Source organism: Brevundimonas pondensis, assembly GCF_017487345.1.
In the GTDB taxonomy this organism is placed as follows: Bacteria; Pseudomonadota; Alphaproteobacteria; order Caulobacterales; family Caulobacteraceae; genus Brevundimonas; species Brevundimonas pondensis.
Genome location: NZ_CP062006.1, coordinates 2,065,546 through 2,091,386 on the forward strand (window position 1 = coordinate 2,065,546; position 25,841 = coordinate 2,091,386).

General features: G+C 68.3%; 25 protein-coding genes. 11 read left to right on the forward strand and 14 right to left on the reverse strand.

All coding sequences use genetic code 11. From position 1 onward, the window contains the following. Positions 1 to 29 precede the first annotated feature (29 nt). On the reverse strand, positions 30 to 1,061 hold the full coding sequence (gene fni / locus IFE19_RS10355; protein WP_207822043.1) for a type 2 isopentenyl-diphosphate Delta-isomerase: 1,032 nt from the start codon (positions 1,059 to 1,061) through the stop codon (positions 30 to 32). Between the two features lie 19 nt (positions 1,062 to 1,080). Then, a complete protein-coding gene (locus IFE19_RS10360) occupies positions 1,081 to 2,916 on the reverse strand; it encodes a PPC domain-containing protein (RefSeq protein ID WP_207822045.1) in 1,836 nt (611 codons plus the stop codon). A 93-nt stretch (positions 2,917 to 3,009) separates the two neighbouring features. Between IFE19_RS10360 and folD the strand changes: the two genes are divergently transcribed. The 5 genes from folD (at position 3,010) to IFE19_RS10385 (ending at position 7,095) form a co-directional block, all read left to right on the forward strand. Next, positions 3,010 to 3,933: a bifunctional methylenetetrahydrofolate dehydrogenase/methenyltetrahydrofolate cyclohydrolase FolD gene (folD, locus tag IFE19_RS10365; protein ID WP_207822047.1), complete on the forward strand. Its 924-nt coding sequence runs from the start codon at positions 3,010 to 3,012 to the stop codon at positions 3,931 to 3,933. Between the two features lie 94 nt (positions 3,934 to 4,027). After that, positions 4,028 to 4,732, forward strand: coding sequence for a LemA family protein (locus tag IFE19_RS10370; protein ID WP_207822048.1), 705 nt, complete (start codon positions 4,028 to 4,030; stop codon positions 4,730 to 4,732). Positions 4,733 to 4,742: 10 nt separating this feature from the next. Beyond that, a complete protein-coding gene (locus IFE19_RS10375) occupies positions 4,743 to 5,612 on the forward strand; it encodes a TPM domain-containing protein (RefSeq protein WP_207822051.1) in 870 nt (289 codons plus the stop codon). Beyond that, positions 5,606 to 6,310: a TPM domain-containing protein gene (locus tag IFE19_RS10380; protein ID WP_207822052.1), complete on the forward strand. Its 705-nt coding sequence runs from the start codon at positions 5,606 to 5,608 to the stop codon at positions 6,308 to 6,310. The genes IFE19_RS10375 and IFE19_RS10380 overlap by 7 nt, the downstream gene beginning before the upstream one ends. A 44-nt stretch (positions 6,311 to 6,354) precedes the next feature. Continuing rightward, positions 6,355 to 7,095, forward strand: a complete 741-nt coding sequence (locus IFE19_RS10385; protein ID WP_207822054.1) for an endonuclease/exonuclease/phosphatase family protein — start codon at positions 6,355 to 6,357, stop codon at positions 7,093 to 7,095. Here IFE19_RS10385 and IFE19_RS10390 read toward each other — a convergent pair. Then, positions 7,080 to 8,555 carry a phospholipase D-like domain-containing protein gene (locus tag IFE19_RS10390; protein WP_207822057.1) on the reverse strand — a complete coding sequence of 492 codons (1,476 nt, stop codon included), beginning with the start codon at positions 8,553 to 8,555 and terminating at the stop codon, positions 7,080 to 7,082. The genes IFE19_RS10385 and IFE19_RS10390 overlap by 16 nt on opposite strands. Positions 8,556 to 8,704: 149 nt before the next feature. Here IFE19_RS10390 and IFE19_RS10395 point away from each other — a divergent pair, with 149 nt between their 5' ends. From IFE19_RS10395 to IFE19_RS10405, 3 genes are all read left to right on the forward strand, one after another. Next, positions 8,705 to 8,887 carry a hypothetical protein gene (locus tag IFE19_RS10395; RefSeq protein WP_207822058.1) on the forward strand — a complete coding sequence of 61 codons (183 nt, stop codon included), beginning with the start codon at positions 8,705 to 8,707 and terminating at the stop codon, positions 8,885 to 8,887. Between the two features lie 162 nt (positions 8,888 to 9,049). Further along, complete coding sequence (locus tag IFE19_RS10400; protein ID WP_207822060.1) at positions 9,050 to 11,617, forward strand: coiled-coil domain-containing protein; 2,568 nt, start codon at positions 9,050 to 9,052, stop codon at positions 11,615 to 11,617. A gap of 120 nt (positions 11,618 to 11,737) precedes the next feature. Beyond that, a complete protein-coding gene (locus tag IFE19_RS10405) occupies positions 11,738 to 12,331 on the forward strand; it encodes a hypothetical protein (RefSeq protein WP_207827555.1) in 594 nt (197 codons plus the stop codon). A 4-nt stretch (positions 12,332 to 12,335) separates the two neighbouring features. Here IFE19_RS10405 and IFE19_RS10410 read toward each other — a convergent pair whose 3' ends face one another. Then, complete coding sequence (locus IFE19_RS10410) at positions 12,336 to 13,496, reverse strand: MFS transporter (protein ID WP_207822062.1); 1,161 nt, start codon at positions 13,494 to 13,496, stop codon at positions 12,336 to 12,338. Between the two features lie 50 nt (positions 13,497 to 13,546). Between IFE19_RS10410 and IFE19_RS10415 the strand changes: the two genes are divergently transcribed. Both IFE19_RS10415 and pip read left to right on the forward strand, forming a co-directional pair. Continuing rightward, the gene (locus IFE19_RS10415; protein WP_207822064.1) at positions 13,547 to 13,918 is read left to right on the forward strand and encodes a DUF423 domain-containing protein; all 372 of its coding nucleotides are present in this window, start codon (positions 13,547 to 13,549) and stop codon (positions 13,916 to 13,918) included. A 31-nt stretch (positions 13,919 to 13,949) separates the two neighbouring features. Beyond that, complete coding sequence (gene pip / locus IFE19_RS10420) at positions 13,950 to 14,924, forward strand: prolyl aminopeptidase (RefSeq protein WP_207822066.1); 975 nt, start codon at positions 13,950 to 13,952, stop codon at positions 14,922 to 14,924. Here pip and IFE19_RS10425 read toward each other — a convergent pair. The 8 genes from IFE19_RS10425 to IFE19_RS10460 form a co-directional block, all read right to left on the reverse strand. After that, positions 14,921 to 15,430, reverse strand: a complete 510-nt coding sequence (locus tag IFE19_RS10425) for a DUF6173 family protein (RefSeq protein WP_207822068.1) — start codon at positions 15,428 to 15,430, stop codon at positions 14,921 to 14,923. The genes pip and IFE19_RS10425 overlap by 4 nt on opposite strands. 28 nt (positions 15,431 to 15,458) lie before the next feature. After that, complete coding sequence (gene rodA, locus IFE19_RS10430) at positions 15,459 to 16,616, reverse strand: rod shape-determining protein RodA (protein WP_207822070.1); 1,158 nt, start codon at positions 16,614 to 16,616, stop codon at positions 15,459 to 15,461. Next, positions 16,613 to 18,619 (reverse strand): penicillin-binding protein 2, encoded by a 2,007-nt coding sequence (gene mrdA, locus IFE19_RS10435; RefSeq protein ID WP_207822072.1) that lies wholly within the window; start codon positions 18,617 to 18,619, stop codon positions 16,613 to 16,615. Before mrdA ends, rodA begins: the two co-directional genes overlap by 4 nt. Further along, on the reverse strand, positions 18,616 to 19,134 hold the full coding sequence (locus tag IFE19_RS10440; RefSeq protein WP_225910241.1) for a hypothetical protein: 519 nt from the start codon (positions 19,132 to 19,134) through the stop codon (positions 18,616 to 18,618). The genes mrdA and IFE19_RS10440 overlap by 4 nt, the downstream gene beginning before the upstream one ends. After that, positions 19,131 to 20,336 carry a rod shape-determining protein MreC gene (gene mreC / locus IFE19_RS10445; protein WP_207822074.1) on the reverse strand — a complete coding sequence of 402 codons (1,206 nt, stop codon included), beginning with the start codon at positions 20,334 to 20,336 and terminating at the stop codon, positions 19,131 to 19,133. The genes IFE19_RS10440 and mreC overlap by 4 nt, the downstream gene beginning before the upstream one ends. A 115-nt stretch (positions 20,337 to 20,451) precedes the next feature. Then, positions 20,452 to 21,492, reverse strand: coding sequence for a rod shape-determining protein (locus IFE19_RS10450; RefSeq protein ID WP_207822076.1), 1,041 nt, complete (start codon positions 21,490 to 21,492; stop codon positions 20,452 to 20,454). Positions 21,493 to 21,743: 251 nt separating this feature from the next. Then, positions 21,744 to 22,358, reverse strand: a complete 615-nt coding sequence (locus tag IFE19_RS10455) for a glutathione S-transferase family protein (RefSeq protein WP_207822078.1) — start codon at positions 22,356 to 22,358, stop codon at positions 21,744 to 21,746. Positions 22,359 to 22,371: 13 nt separating this feature from the next. Then, positions 22,372 to 23,094 (reverse strand): TVP38/TMEM64 family protein, encoded by a 723-nt coding sequence (locus tag IFE19_RS10460; protein WP_207822079.1) that lies wholly within the window; start codon positions 23,092 to 23,094, stop codon positions 22,372 to 22,374. Positions 23,095 to 23,215: 121 nt separating this feature from the next. On the opposite strand from IFE19_RS10460, the gene IFE19_RS10465 reads away from it, so the two are divergent. After that, positions 23,216 to 24,421, forward strand: coding sequence for a pyridoxal phosphate-dependent aminotransferase (locus IFE19_RS10465; RefSeq protein ID WP_207822082.1), 1,206 nt, complete (start codon positions 23,216 to 23,218; stop codon positions 24,419 to 24,421). A 13-nt stretch (positions 24,422 to 24,434) separates the two neighbouring features. Here IFE19_RS10465 and IFE19_RS10470 read toward each other — a convergent pair whose 3' ends face one another. Next, entirely contained in the window at positions 24,435 to 24,752 is a 318-nt protein-coding gene (locus tag IFE19_RS10470) for a hypothetical protein (RefSeq protein WP_225910242.1), read from the reverse strand. A gap of 89 nt (positions 24,753 to 24,841) precedes the next feature. Next, positions 24,842 to 25,816, reverse strand: a complete 975-nt coding sequence (locus tag IFE19_RS10475) for a polyprenyl synthetase family protein (protein ID WP_207827559.1) — start codon at positions 25,814 to 25,816, stop codon at positions 24,842 to 24,844. Between the last annotated feature and the right edge of the window lie 25 nt (positions 25,817 to 25,841).

Sequence of the window (25,841 nt, forward strand, 5' to 3'; positions counted from 1 at the left end):
GCCCTAACCCGAGCGCCTAAACAGTTGATTTATTTTACACTTAGCAAGGGTACGCGTTTCAGGGCCGCTACGCTGGCGGCGTTGGTGCAAAAACAGACGGTCCGCAGTTGCCGGATCACGGTCTGGAACCGGGCGACCACCGCCTCGGTGGATTCCGTCGCGGCCTGAATGACGCCGGAAGCCATGCCGACCACATCGGCGCCCAGGCGGACGGCCTTGGCGACATCGACGCCGTCGCGGACGCCGCCGGAGCCGATGATCAGGGCTTCCGGCAAGGCGTTGCGGGCCTCGGCGATGGCGCGGGCGCTGGGGATGCCCCAGGCGGCGAAGGCGACGGCGTGAGCCTTGTCCGCCGCATCGGTCGCGCGCTCGCCCTCGATCAGGCCCCAGTTGGCGCCGCCGGCCCCGGCCACGTCGATCCCCGCCGCGCCCATGGCGATCAGGCGCTGGGCGGTGACGGCGGATATGCCCGCCCCCGTTTCCTTGACAATCACCGGCGCGTCCAGTTCGCGGATCAGGGCCTGAAGCGCCGCGCCGACGCCCCACCAGTCACGGTCGCCCTCCGGCTGACAGGCTTCCTGCAGGGGGTTCAGGTGCACGACGAGAGCGTCGGCCCCGATCATGTCCAGCGCCCGTTTGGCCTGCTCAACGCCAAAACCGCGCGTCAGCTGAGCCGCGCCGATATTGGCCAGGATGGGCGTGTCGGGCGCGCGATCGCGCAGGGAGCGATCCAGACCGCCGGTCGCCCCGCCCTCAATGGCGGCGCGCTGCGAACCCACCGCCAGGGCGATGCCCAGATGCTGAGCGGCCTCGGCCAGACGGGCGTTGATGGCCTCGGCCCTGGCAGGCCCCCCGGTCATGGCGCTGATCAGCATGGGCGCCTGCAGACGCCGACCGAGGAAATCGGCGCCGAGGTCGATCTTGGCGTGGTCCAGATCCGGCAGGGCCTCGTGGACAAAGCGCCAGTCCTCAAAACCCGAAGACAGGGTGTGCCGCCCGCCGCCGGACAGCACCACGTCGAGGTGCTGATCCTTGCGGCCGAGGATCAGGTCGTCGCTCATCGCGCCCTCCCCCTGGCGATCAGGGCTGACGCTCGACCGTCAGGACATAGTCGCCAGTCGAGGCCGCAGCGAAGCTGCGGGCGCGCACGACATAGGTCCCGTCGCGCGGCGCGGTCCAGTCCAGACGGGCGTGGGTGTCCGACAGGCTGTCGTCATCCTCGGCCAGGCTGCGGAAGTCGCCGTCCTTGTCCTCGCCCACCTCGACCACCGCGTCGAAGGCCGGGGAGATCAGGGTGAAGCGCAGCTTCTCGTCGGCCTTGGCCTTGAAGGTGTAGGCGTCGAACGAGACGCCCTCGTCGGTCATGGCGTCGGCTTCCGACAGGCTGCCGCGCGCGGTCGAGCCGACCAGCAGACTGCCGGGACCGGGCTCGGGACCGCGATCAGAGAATTCCAGCGAATACAGACCCTTGCCGCTGCTGGAATAGGGCAGAGCGCGAAGGATGTAGTCGCCGTCTTCCGGCAGGGTGAAGGTCAGGCGAGCGTCGGTGCCCTGACGCAGGCCGTCATCGTCACTGGCCAGTTCCTCGAACTCCTCGCCCGCCTTTCCGATCTGCAGCAGGGCGTCGAAGTCGCCCGAGCGCATGACGGCCTGGACGCGCTGACCTTCGGCTCCGGTGAAGGCGTAGCCGTCGAACAAACGCCCCTGATCGTCGGTCGCGCCGCCTTCCTTCAGGTCGCCCTGAACCGTCTGGCCAAAGCTGAGCGCTGTCGGCGGTGGCGGCGGGGCCACCTCTTCCAGCTTCAGGTCATAGCTGCCCGTGGCGTCCGAGAAACCGCGCGCCTCGATCAGATAGTCGCCGTCCTCGGGCAGGACGAAGGTCAGGCGGGCGTTCAGCTCGCCGCCGCTGTCGTCGTCGGTGGCCAGGCTGTTGTGGTTGGCGTCGAACAATTCGAGGTAGCTGTCGAAATCATCGGCCTTCAGGCTGATGGCCACGCGCTGCCCGGCGCGGCCGGTGAAGCGATAGAGGTCGGCGGGGGCGCCGGAATCGCTCTTGGGGCTGTCCTCATTCAGCCGGCCGCTGACTTCCTCGCCGACGGCGATGCCGCGCGCCTCAGGCGCGGGGGGCCCCTGCTCCAGCGTCAGGCGGTAGTCGCCCTCGCTGTCACCGCTGACCGAAGTCGTCTGGATGACGTACTCGCCGGCCTGAGGCGCGGTGAAAACCAAATAGGAATTCAGCCCCTTGCCCGCGCCGTCGTCATTCTGGGCCGACTGCACGAAGGCGCCGTTGATCATGCGGCCAATACGAACCAGAGGGTCGAAGTCGTCGGATTCCAGCAGAACCGCCACACGATCCCCGGCGCCCGCCCGGAAAGCGTAGGCGTCAAAGGTCTTGCCGTCCTCGTCTTCGGCGTCGCTGCTGGTCAGGCGGCCATTGGCATGGTCGCCTATCGAGATACGGCCCGGACGGGGCTGACGCGGAACCACCCGTTCACTGAGCGCGAGGGTGTAGGCGCCGGTCTCCAGACCTGAGAAGGGTCGAGCCCGCACGATATAGACACCGTCGCTTTCGGGCGTGAAGCGCAGGCGGGCGTTGGTGCCGCTGCCGGCGCCGTCGTCGTCCGAAGCCAGAGAATCGCCCGAAGTCCGGCCCTCGGCGTAGACTTCCAGATAGGCGTCAAAGTCGCTGCTGCGCATTTCAGCCTGCAATCTCTGCCCGGCGCGCAACTGCACGCGGTAGTCGTCATACCGATAGGCATCATTGCCGCGCGTGCGGGCGTCGCCTTCCTCCAGTTGTCCGCGAACCTCGGCGCCGATGCGGATGTCGGTCGCGGTCTGGGCGATAACGGAGCCGGACGACAACAGGGCGATGGCGCTGACCGCCCCGAACAGGGCCGCGAACTGAGAATGACGCATGAAAACCTCTTTGCTGGCGCTATCATAGACGCCGAACCGTAGCGGCTGTAAATCGCGGCCACGCTTTCCAGTTCCCGACGCATGGAGCCGATCATGGCTGACGAACCCGCACGCGCCTCGCTCATCGACGGCAAGGCCTTCTCGCAGACCCTGGTCGAGCGCGTCGCCGCCGCCGCCGCGCGACTGGAAGCGGCCCACGGCGTCAAGCCCGGTCTGGCCGTGGTCATTGTCGGTGAAGACCCCGCCAGCCAGCTCTATGTCCGCAACAAGGGCGAGACGACGCTGAAGGCCGGAATGCGGTCGGACACCCACCGCCTGCCCGACACGACCACGCAGGAGGAACTGCTGGCCCTGATCGCGGCGCTGAACGCCGATGCCGGCATCCACGGCATCCTGGTGCAACTGCCCCTGCCCAAGGCCATCGATTCGGCCGCCGTTCTGGACGCCATTGACCCGGACAAGGATGTGGACGGCTTCCACGTCGTCAACGTCGGGCGTCTGGCGGTCGGCCTGCCGGGCATGGTTCCCTGCACCCCCCTGGGCAGCCTGATGATGCTCAAGGACCAGTTGGGCGACCTGTCGGGCCTGAACGCCGTCATCGTCGGGCGCTCGAACATTGTCGGCAAGCCGATGGCGCAACTGCTGCTGGGCGAGAGCTGCACCGTCACCATCGCGCACTCGCGCACCCGCGACCTGCCCGCCCTGTGCCGCACCGCCGATATTCTGGTGGCCGCCGTGGGTCGCCCCGAGATGATCAAGGGCGACTGGATCAAGCCGGGCGCCACCGTCATCGACGTCGGCATCAACCGCGTCCCCTCGCGCGATCCGGTCAAGGCCGCTGAGGGCAAGACCCGCGTGGTCGGCGACGTAGACTTCAATGAAGCGGTCGAGGTCGCCGGTCGCATCACCCCCGTCCCCGGCGGCGTCGGTCCCATGACCATCGCCTGCCTGCTGGCCAACACCTACACGGCCGCCTGCCGCGGCGCGGGTGTGACGCCGGATGATCTGAACAGCTAGGGCTGGCTAAAAATCCGGCCTTGAAGCGGAGCCTTTCGGCCCCGATAGTCTTTAGCGATCAGCGGTCCTGACGACCGCCCGCAGGAGCTTCTTCATGGCTGGTTTATCGCCCCGTCTCGCGGCCGTCGCCGCCGTCGTCGTCCTGACCCCCGCCGTGGCGGGTTGCGGCTACAACACCATTCCGACCAAGCAGGAACGGGCCGAGGCGGCCTGGGCCGACGTCCAGAGCCAGTATCAGCGTCGGGCCGACCTGGTGCCGAACCTGGTCGCCACCGTTCAGGGCGCGGCCATTCAGGAGCGCACCACCCTGACCCAGGTGATCGAGGCCCGCGCCAAGGCCACCAGCGTCAATATCGACGCCTCAAACCTGGATAACGCCGCCGCTTTCCAGCAATACCAGCAGGCGCAAGGCGAGTTGTCGTCCGCCCTGTCGCGGCTGCTGGTGACGGTCGAGGCCTATCCCCAGCTTCAGGCCAATCAGAACTTCCTGACCCTGCAGTCACAACTGGAAGGCACCGAAAACCGCATCGCCGTGGCGCGGCGCGACTACAACGAGGCCGTGCGCGACTACAATACGTCGCTGCGCACCTTCCCGACCGTGATCTGGGCCAAGACCCTGCACGGCGGCTCCAAGCCCATGCAGCTGTTCACCGCCACCGCCGAGGCCCAGAGCGCCCCAAGCGTGAACTTCAACCTCGGCGTTCCAGGGGCTCAACCCGGAGGCGGCGCGCCCGCGACCACGCCGGGGGCCGCTCCCGGTTCGACGCCGCCCACAGCCGCGCCTGCTCCGGCGGCCTGATCCACCTGACATGACCCCTTCCGCCCTCGCCGTGAGGGAGCGCCCCAGTCCCGGCCCGCTTGGACCGGGACTGATCCCGGCGCTTCTGCTGGTGCTCGTCCTGTGGTTGGCGGCGCTGCCGGCCTTCGCCGCCGAGATCCGGTTCCCCGCCCTGACCGGGCGGGTGGTCGACGACGCCCAACTGCTGACGCCGGAGCAGGAACAGGCCCTGACCGGCAAGCTGGCGACGCTGGAGCAGCAGACCGGCGATCAACTGGTCGTCGTCACCCTGCCCTCGCTGCAGGATCAGGAGATCGAGGACTTCGGCTATCAACTGGGTCGTCACTGGGGCATCGGCCAGAAGGAAAACGACGGCGGCGCCCTGCTGATCGTCGCGCCGAACGAGCGCAAGGTGCGGATCGAGGTCGGCTATGGGCTGGAAGGCGTGCTGACCGACGCCTATTCCTCGCTGATCATCCGCAACGACATCCTGCCGGCCTTCCGCCAGGGCGACTATGCGGCCGGCATCATCGCCGGGACCGACGCCGTCATCGCCCAACTGACCGCCGATCCCGCTGACGCCCAGGCCCGCGCGGCCGAGGCGAAGAGCGCGGCCAGCGAGCGTCAAAAGCCCATCCTGCCTGCGTTGATCATCTTCCTGATCTTCTTCTTCCTGTTCATCAGCCTTGTCGGGGCTGCGGCGGGCGGCAGGCGGCGTCGTGGCGGCAAGGGCGGCGACGGCCTGACCCCCATCCTGATCTGGGCCGCCAGCGAGGCGCTGAAGAACCAAGGTCGTGGAGGCGGCGACTGGGGCGGAGGCGGAGGCTTCGGCGGAGGTGGCGGTGGATTTGGCGGCGGCGGCGGCGGCTTCGGCGGCGGCGGCGCCTCGGGGGGATGGTGATGCAGTTCACAACCGACGACCACGCCCGCGTCGCCCGGGCCATCGCCCAGGCCGAGGCGAACACCTCGGGCGAGATCTTCTGCGTCGTGGCGCGGCAGGTGTCCTCCTATCGCGACGTCAGTCTGGCCTGGGCGGCGGCGGCGGCCCTGCTGTTGCCGCTGGGCCTGATCCCTCTCGGCTTCGGCGCCCACTGGCTGCCCAACCTTGCCAACCTCGGCAGCGCTGACTGGCAGGCCGCCCACGCCGCCGCGCGCGAGGTCGAGATCGGACAGGCCCTGGCCGCCTACGCCCTGGTTCAGGCGGCGGTCTTCGTCAGCGTCTTTCTGCTGAGCCTGATCCCCACGGTACGCCGTCTGCTTACTCCCGTCCCCTTGCGCCGCACCCGCGTGCGCCGCGCGGCCATGCAGCAGTTCCTGGCCCACGGCCTGCACGTCACACAGGCGCGCACCGGGGTGCTGATCTTCGCCGCCCTGGCGGATCATCAGGTCGAGGTCATCGCCGACGAGGGCATCCATGCCTGCGTCAGCCCCGAGGTCTGGGCCGACGCCGTCGCCGCCCTGACCGCCGGCCTGCGTCGAGATCAACCGGTCGAGGGCATGGAACAGGCCATCGCCCTGTGCGGTCAGGTTCTGGCGGAACAGTTTCCGCCGCGACCCGCTGATATCAACGAGGTCCCCGACCGTCTGGTTGTCATCTAGACCGGATAGACAGGCGGCGGGATCGACCGCGCCGACAAGGACCCATGCCCAGACTCGTCACCTATAACGTACACCGCTGCGTCGGCGTCGACCGCAAGCTGGACGTGGCGCGCATCGCGGCCGTCATCGCCGAGCTGGAGCCGGACATCGTCTGCCTGCAGGAACTGGACGTCGGCCGCGCCCGCACCAACGGCGTGGATCAGGCCCATGCCATCGCCGAGCGTCTGGCGATGGGCTTCCGCTTCCATCCGGCCATGACCATCGAGGCCGAGCTGTATGGCGACGCCATCCTGACGGCGCGGCCCGAGAAGTTGATCCGCGCCGCCGCCCTGCCGACCCTGCCCAATCTGCGGGGGCTTGAGCCGCGCGGCGCCCTGTGGTCGGCTATCGACTTCGACGGGACCATTCTGAACGTCTTCAACACCCATTTCGGTCTGGTGCCGCGCGAGCAGAGGCTGCAGGCGGCGGCTCTGGTCGGGCCGGACTGGCTGGGCGATCCGCGCTGCACGGGGCCGACCCTGCTGACCGGCGACTTCAACGCCACCTCGATCACCCGCCCCTATCAGGCCCTGACGAAACGGCTGGCCGACGCCCAGCGCGAGCTGGGCCTGAAGCCCTCGGTGAAGACCTTCCCATCCAGCTTCCCGGCCATCCGCATCGATCACTGCTTCGTCAGCCCGGAGATCAGGGTGACGAAGGCCATGACGCCGCTGCATCCGCTGGCGCGCACGGCCTCGGACCACCTGCCCCTAGTCATCGATTTCGAATTTCAGCCCGGCGTCTGAGGTCCCGTCAGTCGGGGGCGATGCGAGCGGTTCAACCGCTTCCACGGCCGCCAGGCGTCCATCGAGGAAGCGGGGTCGCCCAGCTGCCATTCGGCGATCATCCGCTCGATCGCCGACGGCGGGGTCGAACCGAGCAGGGTCATCCGGTCCGAGCCGAAGGTCAGGACAGCCCGGCCTACCGAGCCCATGACGGCCTCGGCCTGGGCAAAGTCCTCGCCCGAGACGCCGATGAAGTGGCCGATGGAGCGCTGACGGAAGCGCCGCACCACGTCGCGCCCCGCTTCGGTCGTCGGTTCGGCCGCCACGTCGCACTCGGTATCCAGGCCCTGCGAGCGGTTGTTCAGATTGGTGGAGCCGATGCGCAGCAGCCGGTCGTCGATGATCGACATCTTGGCGTGGACGATGATCCGCTCGCCCTCGACCGTGCGCGGGCTGAAAGCGAAGAAGCGGTTGTAGCGATCGGCCTGTTCCAGCCGATACAGAACCTCAGCGCGAGCCGTGTCCATGGTCAGGCCGTCGAACCAGCTGGGGCTGCGTCCGGTCGAGACCAGAACAATTTCCGGCCCTTCCGGCTCGGCCAGCCGCTCGGCCAGGGCGGCGGCGATGACCGGCGAGGTGAAATACTGGTTCTCCAGATAGATCAGGCGTTTCGCCCGGCGGATGGATTCCAGATGCAGGGCCTCGTTCTCGCGCACCTCAGGCCGACCGCGCACGCGCGGTTCGGTGCGGGCGATCCCGACCGGCACGTCGGTCAGGGCCGGCTCGACCCCGTCCGGCCAGGGGTCCTCATCAGTCTCGTCCGGCAAGGTGCGTTCCCAGGTGGCGCGGAACCAGCGCTCGCGCGCCAGATCCCCCAGGGCGCGGGCCGCCGCGCCGTCCATGACGCTCATCACCTCATGACGGGGCGCGCTGAACAGGCCCGAGGGCTGACAGCGACGGGGATCGAAATCCAGATGCTCGTCCGTGTCCCAGCGGTCGGTGGCGATGTCGCCGCCGCCGCAAAAGGCCACCTTGTCGTCGATGACGACGACCTTCTGATGGTGGCAGGCGCCGAGGATGCCGGGCTTGTCGAGCCGGAACTCCACCATTCGCTTGCGGAACCAACCCTGGGCGCGATGAGGATAGAAACCCTGTGACGCCGCGATCAGCAGAGGCGACTTCCAGATCAGCAGGCGAATATCCAGATCGGGTCTGTGGCGCACCAGCATCCGCAACTGATGGCCGATCTCGCCGCGTCGGTCGGTCAGCGGCGACTCCGGGTCCAGTCGGGTGCGCGGGTCAAACTGCCAGCCCAGGACGACGATGGACTTCTTCGCCTTCTGCAACGACGAGGCCAGGGCGTCGAAATAGGCGTTGTTCTCCATCAGCGGCGTGAACCGGCGCGCCGTCGCCACGCGCCAGCAGTCGCGCCCCGGCTCCAGAAGGCTGCCCTCGTAGCTGTCGTCGCCCCGTTCCCTCATGCATCCAGACTGACTGATTCGCGTGACGGGCCCATGCGCGTCTCCAAGCTTGACGTTTAAAAGGCCGCTTCGTTCCATTCTCCGCGCCACCGCAGCTTCACAATGCCGCCGCATTGTAAACATCGCCGCGTTCTGCCATTGTGCGCGCCATGCAAATGCTGCTGGAAATGCTGGCTGGCCTGATTGCGATGCTCGCTGCGGCGGCGTTGTCGCAGTTCGGCGTCGATCTGCACGCGCCGCGCCACACGGAGCGCGAGATTCAGCGCGTGCAGGATTGCAAGGACGCCCCGACCACCACGATCACCGTCGCCGCCGCACCCGGCGACTGCTGACCGACCGGTCGCTGACGCCTGAGCGATTCTGGGCGATCATCCCCGATCTTCCCGCGAAATCCCGCCCTGCGAGCCTTTGCGTGACCCGATCAAGCCGTTAGGGTCCACTCTCCGCGCGCCCTCGCCGCGTATTCGGCGAATAGTGATCGAGAACGACGCCCCATGAAGTCCAGCCATCGGCCGCCGCTCAACCTGACCGACCCTGAACCGGAGACGGTTCACGGCGAGCCCGACGCCGCCGCCAAGCCTGACGCCGATCTGGTCGCGGAAACCGAGGCTGCGCCGCAGCCCGAACCGGAAGTTGAACGCCCCATGTCCGAGCGTCGTCGCCGCCAACTGCTGGAAGAACAGCGACTGGCCGACGAACGCGCCTCAGCCATGCAGGCCCACCCTGACCTGCCGCCACTGGCCGTTTCGGCGGACGCGCCGCCCGCCGTACTAGACGAGGCCCCGCCTCCCGCCCCGGTCGCCGCGAGCCATGCGTCCGCCACGAAATCCGACGGCGCCGCCTATCTGATCGCTGGCTTGGCCTCGGCCCTGTGGATCGGCGGCGTGGCTTCGTGGTTCGCCTACGAGTTCGGCTCGGGCGCGGTCCAGCTGGAGCCCCTGCGTCTGGCCGTCTACGCCCTGATCGCCCTGGCCCCCGCCGGTCTGGCCATCATGCTGGCCCATGCTGTCCGTCAGGGCGCCAGCCTGGCCCAGGAAACCCGCCGCGCCCGCGACATGGCCGAGGCCCTGGTCGGGCCGACGGCCCTGGCCGCCCATCAGACTGGACAGGTCCTGACCTCCCTGCGCGGCGACATTGATCAGGCGGCCCTGGCCGCCGAGCGCGCCCGCAACGACATGGCCCTGCTGCGCGAAGCCCTGGCGCAGGAAACCAGCCGCCTGAACGAGGCCGCCGAGAGCGCGGGCCGCACCGCCCGCCGCCTGACCGACCAGCTGGGTCGTGAACGTGAGCAACTGGGCGCCCTGGGCGTGCAACTGGACAGCCAGGCGACCGGCGTGGTCGACGCCGTCGAGCGTCAGTCGCGCATGGTGGTGGACGCCTCCGATCTGGCCCAGACCCAACTGCGTGAAGCCGAGGCCGCCCTGGCCGCCCGCGCCGCCGACCTCGCCGCCGCCGCCAACGAGGCCCAGGACGCCGCCCGCGCCGCCGCCGACGACCTGGCCCGCCAGACCCTGCGTCTGGAAACAGCCGGCAGCGGCGTCGCCGAACAGATCCAGTCGGTCGAGGAAGGTCTGAGCCAGCAGCGCGCCTCCCTGGTCACCGCCGCCTACGCCCTGCGCACCGATCAGGAAGACTTCTCGGCCCAGATCGAGAGCCAGCGCGCCCAGTTCACCGAGCAACTGTCCCTGACCCGCAGCGCCGCCGGCGAGCTGAACCAGACCACGGGCGACGTCAGCGACGCCCTGAAGGCCCAGGTCGAGGCCGTGACCGATCAGTTCCGCGCCCTGGTGGACCTGTCGCAGCGCGAGGCCGACGGCTTCGACCACGCCACCAAGCTGGCCCTGGACCGCTTCGAGGCCATGGCCGCCGAGGCCCGCGACCTGCTGGTCGAGGAGACGCGACGCGCCTTGTCGGCGCTTCAGGCCACCGCCGACGAACAGCGCGCCGCCGCCGCCGCCGCCATCGAACAGGCCCAGATCCGCGCCGACCGCCTGGGCGAATCCCTGTTCGACGCCGCACAGAAGGCCGACGAAGCCGCCGAGGCCCGCATCGACGGCGCCCGCAAGATCGTCAACCAGACCGCCGACATGGTCGATCTGACCGGCGAGAAGGTGGTCGAGCGTCTGGAAGGCACGCTGGAGCGCATGACCGCCGCCCTGACCCAGGTCGAGAGCGCCGTCGCCGAGATGGACGCCCGCGCCAACCGCTTGCCTGAAGAAGCCGCCGCTCGCGTGGACGCGGTGCGCGCCTCGGTCGAACAGGGTCTGGCCGCCCTGACCGCGGCTTCGCGCAAGGCGGCGGAGGACACCGAGGCTCTTGAGAGCGGTTTCCAGGATCGGGTGCGCCGCAACTACGACATGCTGACCGAAGCCGTGCGCGTCATGGGCGTGGTGTCGGGCGATACCCCCGCCAGCCGCCGTCGCGAGCCCCTGCTGGCCGCGCCCGCGCCCGAAACGCCACGCTACAAGCCGCGCCCGGTCGAGGCCAAGCCCGAACCCAAGGCTGAGGCCAAGCCCGCCGCCAAGCCTGCTGACGAACGCGGCTTCGGCCTGCGCGGACGTCTGCGGCTGGAGCCGACCGAAGACGCCCCGCCTCCGCCTCCTCCCGCAAAAGACGAACCGCTGGACTGGAGCGATCTGGCCGAGAACGACCCGACGCGCGAAGCCCCGCTGGAGCTGGATGCGCCGGTCGCCACCCCGGTCGACGCCGCGGTCCTGGCCGACCGCATCACCGCCGCCATTCGCCGCATGGGGGTCGATCCCAACGCCCTTCTGCCCCGCGCCCGGATCGAGGAAGCCGCGCGCGCCCTGGCGCTGCAAGAGCCGGATCGCGCGCGCCAGATCGTGCGCCGCGTGGCCCCCGCCGCCGTGCGCAGCGTTTCGCGGCGCATCCTAGCCGACGCCGAGTTGCGCGCCGACGCCGACGCCTATGTCCGCGCCTTCGGCCGCGAGATGCAGGATCATGCGCGTCAGGGCGACGCCCATGACGTCCAGGCGCGCCTGGCCACCGACGAGGGCCGCGCCTTCATGCTGCTGGACGCCGCCATCGGTGATCTGGGCTAGACGTCGGCGCCGCAGAACCGTCACATTTTACCTCGGCGGGCTTGACCTCTCGCCGGGTTTGACCGCACCGTTCCGGCCGCTGTCGCGTTAGTGTCACACAGGGTGAACTCCTTGCTGGATATGGATACCGGGCCTCGCCCCGACCGGCGCCCCGCCATCGCCATCTGCGCCTGGGACCCCGGTTTCACCGCCTGGGACCCCGTCGAGGACCTGTCGGGCGATCCGTGGAACCCGGTTGGCGCGCGCACCCTGCCCGTCCCCGGTTCGGCCGAGGCCGACGCCCTGGCGACCGAACTCAGCGCCCTGCTGGCCAGGGGCGACTGCAGCGCCCTGCTGCTGGTGGGCCGCACCAGCCACGCCGGCGCCTTCCGGCTGCAGATGCGAGCCGAGAACCGACGCCTGGATCAAAGCGAGCGCCTGGATCACACCGGACCCGGCGTGGCCCGCGCCACGGCGCCCGCCGCAGAGATCGTGCGCGATCTGGCCGACGCAGGCCTGACCGCCATGGCCGCCTCGGACGCCGAGGAAGATGCAGGCAGCTATATCCTGTATCGGATCCTGAACGACCTGCCCGACGGCCCGGCCTCGCCCGCCATCGGCCTGATCCGCGCGCCAGCCGACGCGCCGAACGCCAGGGTTCAGGCGGCGGTCAAGACAGCGGCTTCAGTCATCGCCCGCCACCTGGCGCCCCTGCCCCGCCCCAACGCAGCCTGACGCTTCAGGCCTCCTGCAACCGTGACCTCAGGGTCAGCCCGGCCAGTCCCCCCGCCAGGGCCAGAGCGGCCATGGCGAGATAGCCCCTGAGACCAAAGACGTCGTACAGCGGCCCCGACGCCGCGGTCGCCAGACCGATCAACACCCCCGCCGACACCACGGAACTCAGCGTCTGGGCCGCTGTATGGCTTCCGGGCGGCGACAGGCGCTCCACGATCTGCACCCCGGCCAGGTAGGTGGCCGCGAAGCTGAGCGCGTGCAGGGTCTGCAGGGGCCACAGCGCCCACAGCGGCGGAGAAAAGGCCATCAGGGTCCAGCGCACGACCGCCGCGCCAGCCCCGACCGAAAGCACCAACCAGGGCCCGATGCCGACGCGCCGACGCCACGGCTCGACCACCCACATGAAGCCGATTTCGACCAGGACGGAAAAGGCCCACAACAGACCGGTGACGCTCTCGGAAATCCCCTGCGCCTTCCAGGCGATGGCCGAAAAGCCGTAGTAGAAGGCGTGCGCCGCCTGCACCGCGCCGACGGCGAAGATGGCGGTCATGAAGGCCGGATCCATCACCAGCCGCCCCAGCCCCTTGAACCGCTCCAGCCCTGGCGTGCGCGGACCGTCGGTCACTGGCTCGGCGGGCAGGACCCGCCAGGCTGTCACCGCAATCAGCATCGCCGCCGTCCCGATCCAGATGATGACTGCGTCCGGCGAGGCCCGCGTCAGCAGCGCCCCCATGACGACATTGGCCACGACAAAAGCCGCCGAGCCGCAGCCGCGCGGCAGGGAGAAGTCGAAGCCCTCGCGTTTGGCCACCCGCAAGGTCATGACGTCGCTGAGCGGGATCAGCGCCGCCGCCGCCGTGGCCCCCACCAACCAGCAGAGCGCCCAGGCCGCGAAGCCCTGAACCATGCCCGCCCCGCCGTAGCCCAGAGCCATGGCCAGCCCCAGAAGAGCAATGGGCGTGCGCCTGTATTGGAAACCGTCGGCCCAAACCGCCAACAGCGGCCCGGTCACGACTCGCCCCAGCATGGGGATGGCCAGCAGGGCGCCGATCTCGGCCCCGCTCAGCCCCTGTTCGCGAAACCACAGGCCGGCGAACGGCAGGGTCACCCCGCTGGCGGCGAACAGCAGGACGTATTGCAGGGCCATGCGCGGGGCGGATTTCATCGCCGCTGCGATAGCAGACTCCGGCGAAGTTGTGGTCTAGACATTAAGCCATGAGCCATGACCGCAACCTGCTCGTCTTCGCCGCCTTCAACGGGGCCATGGCCGTGGCGCTCGGCGCCTTCGCCGCCCACGGCGCGGGCCCGGCGGTCAAGGGCCTGCTGACCACGGGCGCCCAGTATCAGATGGTCCACGCCGTCCTGGCCGTGGCCTGCGCGATTTGGGCTGCGGGCGGCAGGACCGCGCGCATCGCGGGCTGGCTGGCGGCGGGCGGCGGGCTGATTTTCAGCCTGGCCCTGGCCATGATCGGTCTGCTGAGCCTGCGAACCATGGGCATGGTCGCTCCGATCGGCGGGACCCTGATGATCACCGGATGGATCGTGCTGGCGATCGCGGCGTTCCGCTCACACAACGTCAACGCCTGACCGGCCAATCTGAAAACCCCTCATTTCTGACATGGCATTTCCTGTGACCGACACCCTGCGCCGCAACCTCTATCCCGAGTTGGAAGCCTATGCCTCGGGCTGGATGCAGACCGACAGCATCCACGAGATTTATTACGAGGAAAGCGGCAACCCGCACGGCGTGCCGGTCATCGTCCTGCACGGCGGCCCCGGCGGGGCGGTCAATCCGGGAATGCGCCGCTATTTCGATCCGGCCAAATACCGCATCGTCATGTTCGACCAGCGCGGCTGCGGCCTGTCGCGGCCCAACGCCTCGCTGGAAGACAACACCACCTGGGATCTGGTGGCCGATATCGAGCGCCTGCGCGAGATGCTGGGCATCGACAAATGGGTCGTCTTCGGCGGCTCGTGGGGTTCGACCCTGTCGATGACCTATGCGATCAAGCACCCGGACCGCTGCCTGGCCTTGATCCTGCGCGGCATCTTCCTGCTGACGAAGAAGGAGCTGCACTGGTTCTATCAGGACGGCGCCTCGATGATCTTCCCGGACGCCTGGGAACGCTTCCTGGCCCCCATCCCCGAGGCCGAGCGCGGCGACCTGATGGCCGCCTACAACAAGCGGCTGCTGGGTGACGACGTGGAAGAGCGCAACCGCTGCGCCGTGGCCTGGTCCAGTTGGGAAGGCGAGACCGTCAGCGTCCAGGGCCCCTCGGGCAAGCCCGACAAGTTCGCCGAGCCGGAGTTCGCCGTGGCCTTCGCCCGGATCGAGAACTGGTACTTCACCAACGGCGGCTTCTTCGACAGCGAGCACTGGATCCTCGAGAACATCGAGACCATCCGCCACATCCCCTGCTGGATCGCCCAGGGCCGTTTCGACGTGGTGACCCCGATCTCGGGCGCCTGGTCGCTGCATCGCGCCTGGCCCGAGGCCAAGCTGGACATCGTCGGCGACGCCGGCCACGCCTCCAGCGAACCGGGCATCATCGACAGCCTGATCCGCGGCACCGACTGGGCAGCGGGCCTCTAGATCGCACCGCCCGCGCCGGTCGTCGCAGCGGCGGTCGGCGCGGGGTTGGTCTTCATCACCATTTCATTGAGCTGGAAGCCGATGCGGCGCGCCTCGCGCTCCTCGGGTTTCTTGATCGCGGCCAGGACGACATTGATCTGGGTGTAGTGCTGGATCAGGCGCACCGGCTTGCCGTCGGCGTTGCGGCCGAAGAAGATGATCAGGTCCGGCCCCCAGAAGCCGACGTCGACGATCTGCATCGTCCCCTCACCCGGCAGACCAACCACGCGGGCGCCGATCTCCTCGTCCTTGTCCAGCTTGGCCTCGAACTCCTCGATCAGCTTGGACAGACGCACGAAGGCCCATTCGGCGGGGTTGTTGCGCATCCGCACGCCCTCGGCCAGGACCGCCGCCTCGTTCTTGGGATCAGCCATGACCGGCTGCGGACAGGGCGTGTCGCCGCAATCCGAGAACATCGAGGGATCGGCCTTGGGGACGGCGGCGGATTCGGGCGTTTTATCGGTCATGGCGTCAGCCTAACGCCTGAGGCCGCGATCAGAACAGCCCCTGCCCCTTCGGCAGTTCGACATAGCGGTGGACGTGGGTCGACAGGATCAGGCCGAAACCGATCATCACCGTCATCATGGTCGAACCGCCATAGGACAGCAGCGGCATGGGCACGCCCACGACCGGCGCCAGCCCCATCACCATGGCCCCGTTGATCAGGATGAAGATGGCCAGGAAGGCCGTCATGCCCGCTGCGCTGATGCGCCCGAAATGGCTGTGCGACAGCGAGGCGATCCGCAGAGAAATCAGGATCAGCGCCAGATAGCAGGCCAGGACGGTGAAGGAGCCGAGGAAGCCGAACTCCTCGGACACGGTCGAGAAGATGAAGTCGGTATGGCGTTCCGGCAGGAACTCCAGCTGGCTCTGACTGCCCAGGCCATAGCCCTTGCCCAGCAGACCGCCCGAACCGAGCGCGATCTTGGACTGAATAATGTTGTAGCCCGTACCCGAGGGGTCGGCCTCGGGATTCAGGAAGGTCAGGACCCGGTTGCGCTGATAGTCGTGCATGACGAACATGACGAAAGGCGGAATGATCGCCACGGCGGCCGCGGCGCCCGCCGCGATCACGCGCCAGCTCAGCCCCGCCATGAACATGACGGCCGCGCCGGTCAGGCCGATGACCATGGCCGAGCCCAGATCAGGCTGCTTGGCCACCAGAAGGAAAGGCACGCCGATCATGCCGGCCGGGATCAGCAACTTCCAGGACCAGCGGGCGTCTTGGGCCGAGTGACCGTGGTACCAACGGGCCAGAGCCAGAACGAGGCCGATCTTGACGAACTCCGCCGGCTGGATGCGCATAAAGCCCAGATTCAGCCAGTTCTTGGCGCCGCCCGCCGTATAGCCCAGCGGCGTGAACTCGATCATCAGCACCAGCAGCAGCAGGACCCCGTAAACCGGATAGGCCGCATGGAACCACCACTTGGGATGGACCATGGCCAGGCCGATCATGGCCACCAGCAGGACGCCGAAGCGCAGCAGGTGTTTCCACGCCCAGGGCGACCAGCTGCCCCCGGCGATTGAATACAGCATGGCCGTGCCGATTCCGGCCAGGACGCACAGAAGGCCAATGACGCGCCAGTCCAGCTCAGCCAGCTTGCTGGAGATCCGGTCGCGTTCGCCGGGACGGGTCAGGGCGGAAGCGGTCACTGGGCAGGCTCCGGCGGGGGCGCGGCGACTTCGACGGCGGGCGCTTCAAGGGTCGGCGCATCGACAGGCTCGCCGCGCGCTTCGGCCTCACGCGCGCCGGCGTCTTCGGGTGCTTCAAAGCCCGCCTGTTCGATGCGGGCGCGAATCTCAGGGTCTTTCAGCAGCGCCACCTTCATGACCTCTCGCGCACGCGGCGCACCGGCCGTGCCGCCGCCCAGACCACCGTGCTGCACGATCACCGACACGGCGTAACGCGGGTTGTCGGTCGGGGCGTAGGCGATGAAGAGGTTGTGGTCCTTTTGCGCCCAGGGTCGCCCTGCCCCCTTGCGCGATCCCGCGCCATAGTTCTGGGCCTGGGCCGTGCCGGTCTTGCCCGCCATGCGGACGGCGCCGAGCCCCAGCTGGCTATTGCGGAAACCTGTGCCGCCCACGTCCGTCACGGCCTCCATACCGTCACGCAGCACCTTCAACAGGGCGGGATCAAACGGCAGGTCGGCGAACGCCGTGCCGGAGGTCTGCTCCACCCCGCCGATCGACTTGATCAGACGCGGCGTCACCGCCTTCTGTCCATTGGCGATGCGGGAAGTATAGACCGCCAGTTGCAAGGCGTTGACGTTCAGCGCGCCCTGCCCGATGCCATAGCTTGGCGTCTCGCCCGGATACCACTTGCCGTCGCCGCGCACAGGGTTTCTGCGGCGCCATTCGCGATCCGGCACCAGGCCGACCTTCTGGCCTGTCAGGCCGATGTCGAAGCTCTGACCGAACCCCATTTCGCGCGCGGTTTCAGCAATGGCGTCGGGGCCGAACTCGGTCGCAATGGTCATGAAATAGACGTTGCACGACGCCTTGATGGCCCCGCGCAGATCCAGCGCGCCGTGCCGTCCCAGGCAGGCGAAACGCCGGCCCAGGAAGAAGCTGCCGTTGCAGACCACGCGACGGTTGGGGTCCCAGCCCCGCTTCATCGCCGCCAGACCCACGACCGGCTTGAAGGTCGAGCCCGGCGCGAAGGTGCCGCCCAGAGCCTTGTCCAGCAGTGGACGACGTTCGTAATCGGCCAGTGCGCGATAGATCTTCGACGGCACGCCCGAAACGAACAGGTTGGGGTCGAACGAGGGCGACGAGACCATGGCCAGGATATCGCCGTTGCGCACGTCCATGACGACGCAGCTTCCCGCCTCCTCGCCGAACACCTCAAGCGCCCGGTTCTGGACGTCGTTGTCCAGCGTCAGCACCACCTCGGCGCCCTGAACGGCCGGCTTTGAACCTGCGACGTCCTCGGCCACCACGCGACCACGCGCGTCCACCTCCACCCGTTTGCCGCCGGCCTCGCCGCGCAGGTCGGTGTCCAGCGACTTCTCGATGCCCTGGCGGCCGATGCGGAAGCCGGGATTGAACAGGATGGAGGGTGGCTGCTCGCCCTTGTCGCGGATCGCCTTGACGTCGCGATCCGAGACCTTGGCCACATAGCCGATCACATGGGCGTAGGCCCCGCCGAACGGATAGTAGCGGGCCTCGTTCATGTCCGCCATGACGCCTGGCAGTTCAGCGGCGTGCAGGTTGACCTTGGAGAATTCCTCCCAGGTCAGGTCGGCCTTGACCGGGACAGGCGAAAAACGCGGCGCGGCGTTGATCTCGCGGATCAGGGTGCGGCGACGCTCCAGGGTGTCGGGCAGAAGCTGGCCCAGCAGGTCCAGGGTCTGGTCCAGGTCCTTGGTCTCGTCGCGCACGACCAGGACACGAAAGCTGGGCCGGTTGCCGGCGATGGTGACGCCGTTGCGGTCCTTGATCAGACCGCGCGGCGGCGGAACCAGGCGGAAGTTGAACTGATTGTTGGTGGCGAGGGTGGCGTATTCCTCGGCCTTGACGATCTGCAACTGAGCCAGACGCCCGACCAGAGCCGCTGTCCCCAGCGCCATGCCCCCGCCCAGCAGGAAGGTTCGCCGCAGGAAAGAGCCCTGCCGCTCATTCACATCCGAGAAGAAGATATGGGGTTCGCTGCTCATCGGAAGCGCACGTCGGCGTCGTCAAATCGCTGGATCAGCCAGTCGGCCAGGGGGAAGAGCAACAGGGTCGGCACGACCTGCCCCAAGACGGCCAGGATGCTCGGCGCGTTGCCCACCGTCATCGTAGTGATCATGTAGGCCAGGAAGAAGGCGAAGCCCGTCGAGGCGACATAGAGGGCGAACAGGACGATGGTCGCCTGCCCCGCCAGGAAGTTCGAGGCCAGCAGGATGGCGCCATAGACGGCCAGAAGGCTGAGCGGCCACAATCCCAGGGGACCGCCCCAGAAGAGGTCCAAAAACAGTCCCAGACCGAACAACACCGCGGGCGCCAGCATGGACGGCCGGATCAGGGGCCAGGCGAAGGCCAGAACGATCGGCAGAACCGGCTCGGGCAGATTCAGACCGAACAGCCGGAAAGGAATGGCCAGCAGCACCGTGACCGCGATCGCGGCCAGGGCCGGATAGACAATCCACTGCAGCGGGCCGACGACGCGGACCGTGATCGCCCGTCTCACTCTGCGGCTCCCGCAGGCGTGGGTTCGGCGTCGGACGTGGAGGCGGCGGGCTGAGGCGCGGGCGCCGCCGGCCTGGGCGCCGCGGGGCGCGGCTGAGGCGTCGCCGGACGGGTGACGGCAGGACGGGACGTGACCGTCGCTGGCGCTCGAGCCGGGGCGGTCGTCGTTGCGGCAGGCGCAGGAACGGGCGCCGGCGGCGGGGCGGCGTTGGCGGCGCGCACACGCTCGGCCGTCGCGGCGGCGGCGGCGGCGCGGCGGGTGGCCACATCCTGAATGGCGGCGGCCTGGGCCGGAGTCGGCGGCGGCGCGACAGCCAGGCTGGCCAGCGGCGGGGCGTTCAGGGCGTTCTGGTCCGCCAGTTGGCCAAAGTCCTGGAACAGCAGGACGCGGACATAGTCGATGGCGGTACGATCGCTGAACAGCTTGACGCGCCAGGTCCCGTCGACGCCCTTGGCGGCCACACCGATGGGCAGGCCGCGCGGGAAACCGCCGCCGTCGCCCGAAGTCATGATGCGGTCGCCTTCCTGCACCGCCCCCTGGCCGCGCACGTAGTCAAGGCGCGGGCTGCCGCTGCCATCGCCGGTCAGCATGGCGCGGGCGTCGGTGCGTTCCACCAGAACCGGCGTGCGCGAGGCCACATCGGTCAGCAACAGCATGCGGCTATTGCCCGACGACACGCCCATGATGCGACCGACCAGGCCATGCTCGCTGAGCACAGGATTGCCGATGCGGACGCCCTTGGCGGCGCCGATGTTCAGCAGGCGCGAGCGGGCAAAGGGACCGCGAGCATCGGTGATGGCCAGCCCCGTCACCATGGGGATGGGCGGCTCGGTCTTGACGCCCAGCATCTGTTCATAACGGGCGTTGACGTTCTTCAGCGCCAGCGCCTCGTCGCGCCAGGCGCTCAGTTCGACGATCTCGGCGCGCAGCCGCCGGTTCTCGGACACGGCGAAGAAGTAACCCTTGACGTATTCGACGGCGTTGCCGGTCCAGCGGACAGGCGCGGCGACCACGCCGCCCACGGGGGCGGCGCCGGTCTCGAATGCGGCCCGGGCCGGAGCATAGCCGTCGATGTCCTGAGAGCCGCCGCGACCGCCAAGCAGAAGCATGCCGGCGCCGACCAGGCCGACGACCACCACGACCGCGGCCGTCCAGGCCAGCGGCACCTTGATGTTCTCGAACGGTCCGTCGCGAAACGCCACGGCCAGCCTTCCTACCTAGAGATCCGGGACCGGCGAGCCTCGCTCGCCGGCGGTGAGAGCCTATCGCAAAAACCGATTCCCGAAGAAGACGGCGTCTACGACAGGCTGTTCAGCCTCAGAGCGAGGACTCGAGGACGCCCTTCATCCACGACGGATGCTCGAGCACGCGGCCGCAGCCGATGGCGACGCAGGACAGCGGATCGTCAGCAACCTGGACCGGCAGGCCCGTGTGGTCGCGGATTTCCACATCCAGGCCGCGCAGCAGGGCGCCGCCGCCCGTCAGCATGATGCCCTTGTCGGCGATGTCGGCGGCCAGTTCCGGCGGCGTGGCCTCCAGCGCGACCTTGACGGCCTCGACGATCTGCGAAACCGGCTCGGCCAGGGCTTCGGCGGCCTGACGCTCGCTCATCTTCACTTCGCGCGGCACGCCCTGCATCAGGTCGCGGCCCTTGACCTCGATCGACAGGCCTTCGCCGTCGGCCGGGACGCGGGCGGTGCCGATGTCCTTCTTGATGCGCTCGGCGGTCGTTTCGCCGATCAGCAGGTTATGGTTGCGGCGCATGTAGCTGATGATGGCGTCGTCCATCATGTCGCCGCCGACGCGGACCGAACGCGAATAGACGATGCCCGACAGCGACAGGACGGCGACCTCGGTCGTGCCGCCGCCGATGTCGACGACCATCGAACCGGTCGGCTCGTGGATCGGCAGGCCGGCGCCGATGGCGGCGGCCATGGGCTCGTCGATCAGGCCAACGCGGCGGGCCGAGGCGTTCAGGCAGGAATCATTGATCGCGCGACGTTCGACGGCCGTGGCGCCCGAAGGGACGCAGACGATCATCTTGGGGTTCACGAAGCCCTTGCGGTTATGCACCTTGCGGATGAAGTGCTTGATCATCTCTTCGGCGACTTCGAAGTCGGCGATGACCCCGTCGCGCATGGGACGGATGGCTTCCATGTGGCCAGGCGTGCGACCCAGCATCTGCTTGGCTTCCAGGCCGACGGCGTGGACGATCTTGCGGCCGCCCACGTTGCGCAGGGCGACAACCGACGGTTCGTTCAGGACGATGCCCTTGCCGCGCATGTAGATCAGGGTGTTGGCCGTACCCAGATCCATCGCAATGTCATTGGAGATCATGCCGAAGAGGGGTGAAAGCATGGGCGTCGGTTACCGCTTGTTCGGGCCTGGTAGGGCGTGAGTCTTGTTCGTCCGCTGTGGCGACGCCCCTGCCCCGCGCACCCATGTGCGCCGAGCCGTCCTGATCGTCCTCGCCGAGCCGACTACAGGCCCGTTTGCCCGCATGGCGCGTCGATTGCAAGCGCCTATGACTCGCCGATCACAGCCTTGTCACGGCAAGGCTTGAAAGCCCGTCCGCTCAAGCTTTCCAGCCCCGCTTGCACCTCGATGCGTCAGATCGCCGACAGCCCCTCGGCCGCGAGCGCTCGCTGAACGGCGGGACGCGATTGCACCCGGTCCAGATGGGCGTTCAGACGGGGGAAGCGCGCCTTGTCCAGCAGGTCGGCCTGACGCGCCCACCGCGTGAAGACCATCAGGTATCCATCCGTCACCGAATGATCCTCGCCCAACGCCCAGGGACCGACCAGCAAATGCTGTTCCGCCAGATCATACTTGGCGAAGGCCTGCTCCAGCGCTTCAGCGCGCACCGCCCCCTCCAGCGGAGGACGCGAGAACAGCACCTTGCCGATGGCAGGGTGCAGGGACGAGGCCAGCCAGGCGTTGAAGGCCTGCATCCGGGCGAAGGCGTAGGCCTCGGTCGGCGCCAGACCGGCTTGCGGATGGGTCTGAGCCACATAGGTCAGGATGGCGACGTTCTGAGTTATGACGCCTTGCTCAGTCGCCAAGGCCGGCGTCACGCCCGCCGGATTGATCGCCAGATACTCCGGGGTGCGCTGTTCGCCCTGTCGCAGGTCGATTTTCTGCAGCTCATAGTCAGTGCCCGCCTCTTCCAACGCGATGTGCGAGGCCATGGCGCAGGCGCCGGGCGAATAATAGAGTTTCAGCATCGTCGTCTCCCGTTCAATCCACGTCTGAAAGTCGCGCCGCCTCGCGACGTTTGACCACTTCGCGCACGGCCATCATCAGCGCCAGCCAGCCTACGGCGACCCCGGCCAGGATCAAGGAGGTCCAGACCCCGTCGCCGGACACCGCCGCCATGAAGGAGCCGCCGAAGAAGGCGACCAGGGCGGTCTTGGGCAGGACGCCCAGGGCGCACCCCGCCAGAAACCCCGGAAACGAGGCCCGCACCGCGCCGAACGCCATGTTGACGACGATGAAGGGGGCCGAGGGCACGTTGCGGATGATGAAGCTGGCGGAAAAGGCGTTGCGGCCGACGAAGCGCTGCAGCCGCTCGGCCGCGCCGCCGCCGAAGCGCTCCAGCGCCCGCGCCGTGGGCCCACGCCCCAGCCAATAGGTGACCGCCGCGGACACCACCGTGGCGATCCAGCTGTAGAGGAAGCCGAACCAGGGCCCGAAAGCCACCACGCAGGCGGCGATCAGAATGAACTGCGGTATGCCGAGAAAAGCCGACAGGGTGAAAACGACGATGGCCGCGACCAGCCCCCACGGCCCGACCCGATAGCCGGCCAGCCAGGCTTCCAGCTTCTCTTCGGCGCCCAGGGTGAAATGGCTTTTGCCAAAGGCGAACAGGGCGATGATTCCCCCGAGCAGCAGCAGGCTGACCAGCAGGGTCCGCCACCGCTGGGCCTCCATATTCAGCAGGAAATCGACGATCCGCCGCATTAATTTCGCCCAAATCGCCTTTTGATCGTCCGCAAGGCGCACAAACGTTGTGCGCCCGCGCCGGGTTGCGTATCAAGCCTCGCCTCCCCGGCTCTCTTCACATCCTCCAGACGGGATAGACATGTCCAGCCTTCAGTCCGCCTCCCTCGCCCGCGTCAAGCCTTCGGCCACCCTGGCCGTGACCGCTCAGGCGCGTGAGCTGAAACGCCAGGGCCGCGACGTGATCGGCCTGGGCGCCGGCGAGCCGGACTTCGACACCCCCGACAACATCAAGGCGGCGGCCATCGAGGCCATCAGGCGCGGCGAGACGAAATACACCGACGCCGACGGCATGCCCGAGCTGAAGGCCGCCATCGTCGCCAAGTTCGCGCGTGAGAACGGCCTGAAGTACGAAACCAACCAGATCCACGTCGCCTCGGGCGGCAAGCCGGTGATCTACAACGCCTTCGTGGCCACGCTGAACCCCGGCGACGAGGTCATCGTGCCGGCCCCCTACTGGGTTTCCTACCCCGACATGGTGCTGCTGGCCGGCGGCGAGCCTGTCACCGTGATCGGCGAGGAAGCCGACGGCTTCAAGCTGCGCCCCGAGGTTCTGGACGCCGCCATCACGCCCAAGACCAAGTGGCTGATCCTCAACTCGCCGTCCAACCCGACCGGCGCCGCCTATACCCGCGCCGAACTGGAAGCCCTGGCCGTGGTGCTGCGAAAGCACCCTCAGGTCTGGATCCTGACCGACGACATGTACGAGCACCTCGTCTATGGCGGCTTCGACTACGTCACCATCGCCCAGGTCGCGCCCGACCTCTATGACCGCACCCTGACCTGCAACGGCGTGTCCAAGGCCTACGCCATGACCGGTTGGCGCATCGGCTATGCAGGCGGCCCCAAGCCGCTGATCGACCTGATGCGCAAGGTGGCCAGCCAGACGACCTCCAACCCGTCGTCGATCAGCCAGTGGGCCGCCGTCGAGGCCCTGAACGGGCCGCAGGACTTCCTGGCCGAGCGTTCCGCCGCCTTTGAAAAGCGCCGCGATCTGGTCGTGTCGATGCTGAACCAGGCGACCGGCATCCGTTGCCCCACCCCGGAAGGCGCCTTCTACGTCTATCCCTCGATCGAGGGCCTGATCGGCAAGACGACCGAAACGGGCGTGGTCATCACCGACGACGAGGTCTTCACCGCCGAACTGCTGAACCAGGAAGGCGTGGCCGTGGTCCAGGGCGCCGCCTTCGGCCTCAGCCCCTATTTCCGCATCAGCTACGCCACCTCGGAAGCCGTGCTGGAAGAAGGCTGCCGGCGCATCCAGAAGTTCTGCGCTTCCCTGAAGTAGCTGAAGTAACCGCCTAGAGCGGCGCCGGCGGAATGTTCAACGTCGGCGCTGTCTTCAGGATGAAGGACAGGCACCAGTCCGTGGCCCGCCGCGAGTTGTCGAGATCGCCATCAACGGTGCGGGTCAGGAGACAGGCCGCATCGGGCCGATACTCGCTATTGGCCCCGGCATAAATGACCAGGCCGGCCCCCGGCCCTGTCGCGCGCCGATAGGTCATCTTCAGGGCGCCGGATTTTTTGAGAGTGAACGCGCCCGCCTCGCCTCCGCCCAGCAGATCGCGAACCTGGGCGTCAGGATCACCGGGCGCCAGGCGAAACAGCTCGGCCTTCAAGGCGTCGCCCGGCTGAGCCGTCATGGTGAATCGCGGCAAGTCTTGCGGGGTCGCCGTCAGCATCCCCACAATAACGAGCGACAGCAGCATCAGGCCGCGCGGCTGACCGCGAAGTCGGCCAGGTCTTGCAGCGCCGAGCGCCAGTCGCTGGCCGGCAGGACCGACAACGCCGCCTTGGCCCAATCGGCGTAGTCGCCGGCGGCGTCCAGCGTCGCCTCGACCGCGCCCGTGCCCAGGATCAGTTCGCGGGCGCGGGTGAAGTCCTCGGGCGTGCGTTCGCCCTTGGTGATGACGCGGTCCCAGAACAGGTCTTCCTTGCCCTTGGTGCGCTGGACGGCCAGCAGCAGAGGCAGGGTGGCCTTGCCCTCGTTGAAGTCGTCACCCGCGTTCTTACCCAGGGTCGCCGTGTCGCTGCCGTAGTCCAGAGCGTCGTCGGCCAGTTGGAAGGCGATGCCGAGCGCCATGCCGTAGTCACGCAGAGCCTTGACCTGTTCCTCGGTCGCGCCGGCGCCCACCGCGCCCGACTCGGCGGCGGCGGCGAACAGTTCGGCGGTCTTGGCTCGGATGATTTGCAGATAGGTGTCCTGATCCAGGTTCAGGTCATGGGCGCGCGTCAGCTGCAGCACCTCACCCTCGGCGATGACGCTGGAGGCCGTGGCAAGGATGCCGAGCGCCCGCAGGGAATCCGTCTCGACCATCAGCTCGAAGGCGCGCGCGAACAGGAAGTCGCCAACCAGCACCGACGAGGCCGCGCCCCAGATCAGATGCGCCGCCACCTTGCCGCGGCGCATTTCCGAACCGTCGACGATGTCGTCGTGCAGCAGGGTGGCGGTGTGGATGAACTCGACCGAGGCGGCCAGCTTCCTGGCGCCCTCAATGGCGCCCGTCGCGCCGATGGCGCGGGCCGCAGCGACGGTCAGCAGCGGACGCAGACGCTTGCCGCCCGCCGAGACCAGATGCTCGGCCAGCATGGGGATCACCGGCACGTCGGACTGCATCCGGGCGATGATCAGGGCGTCAACCGCCGCCATGTCGTCCTTCGCCAGACGAACAAGAGCATCCACATCGCCCTTGGGGCGGGGAGCGGCG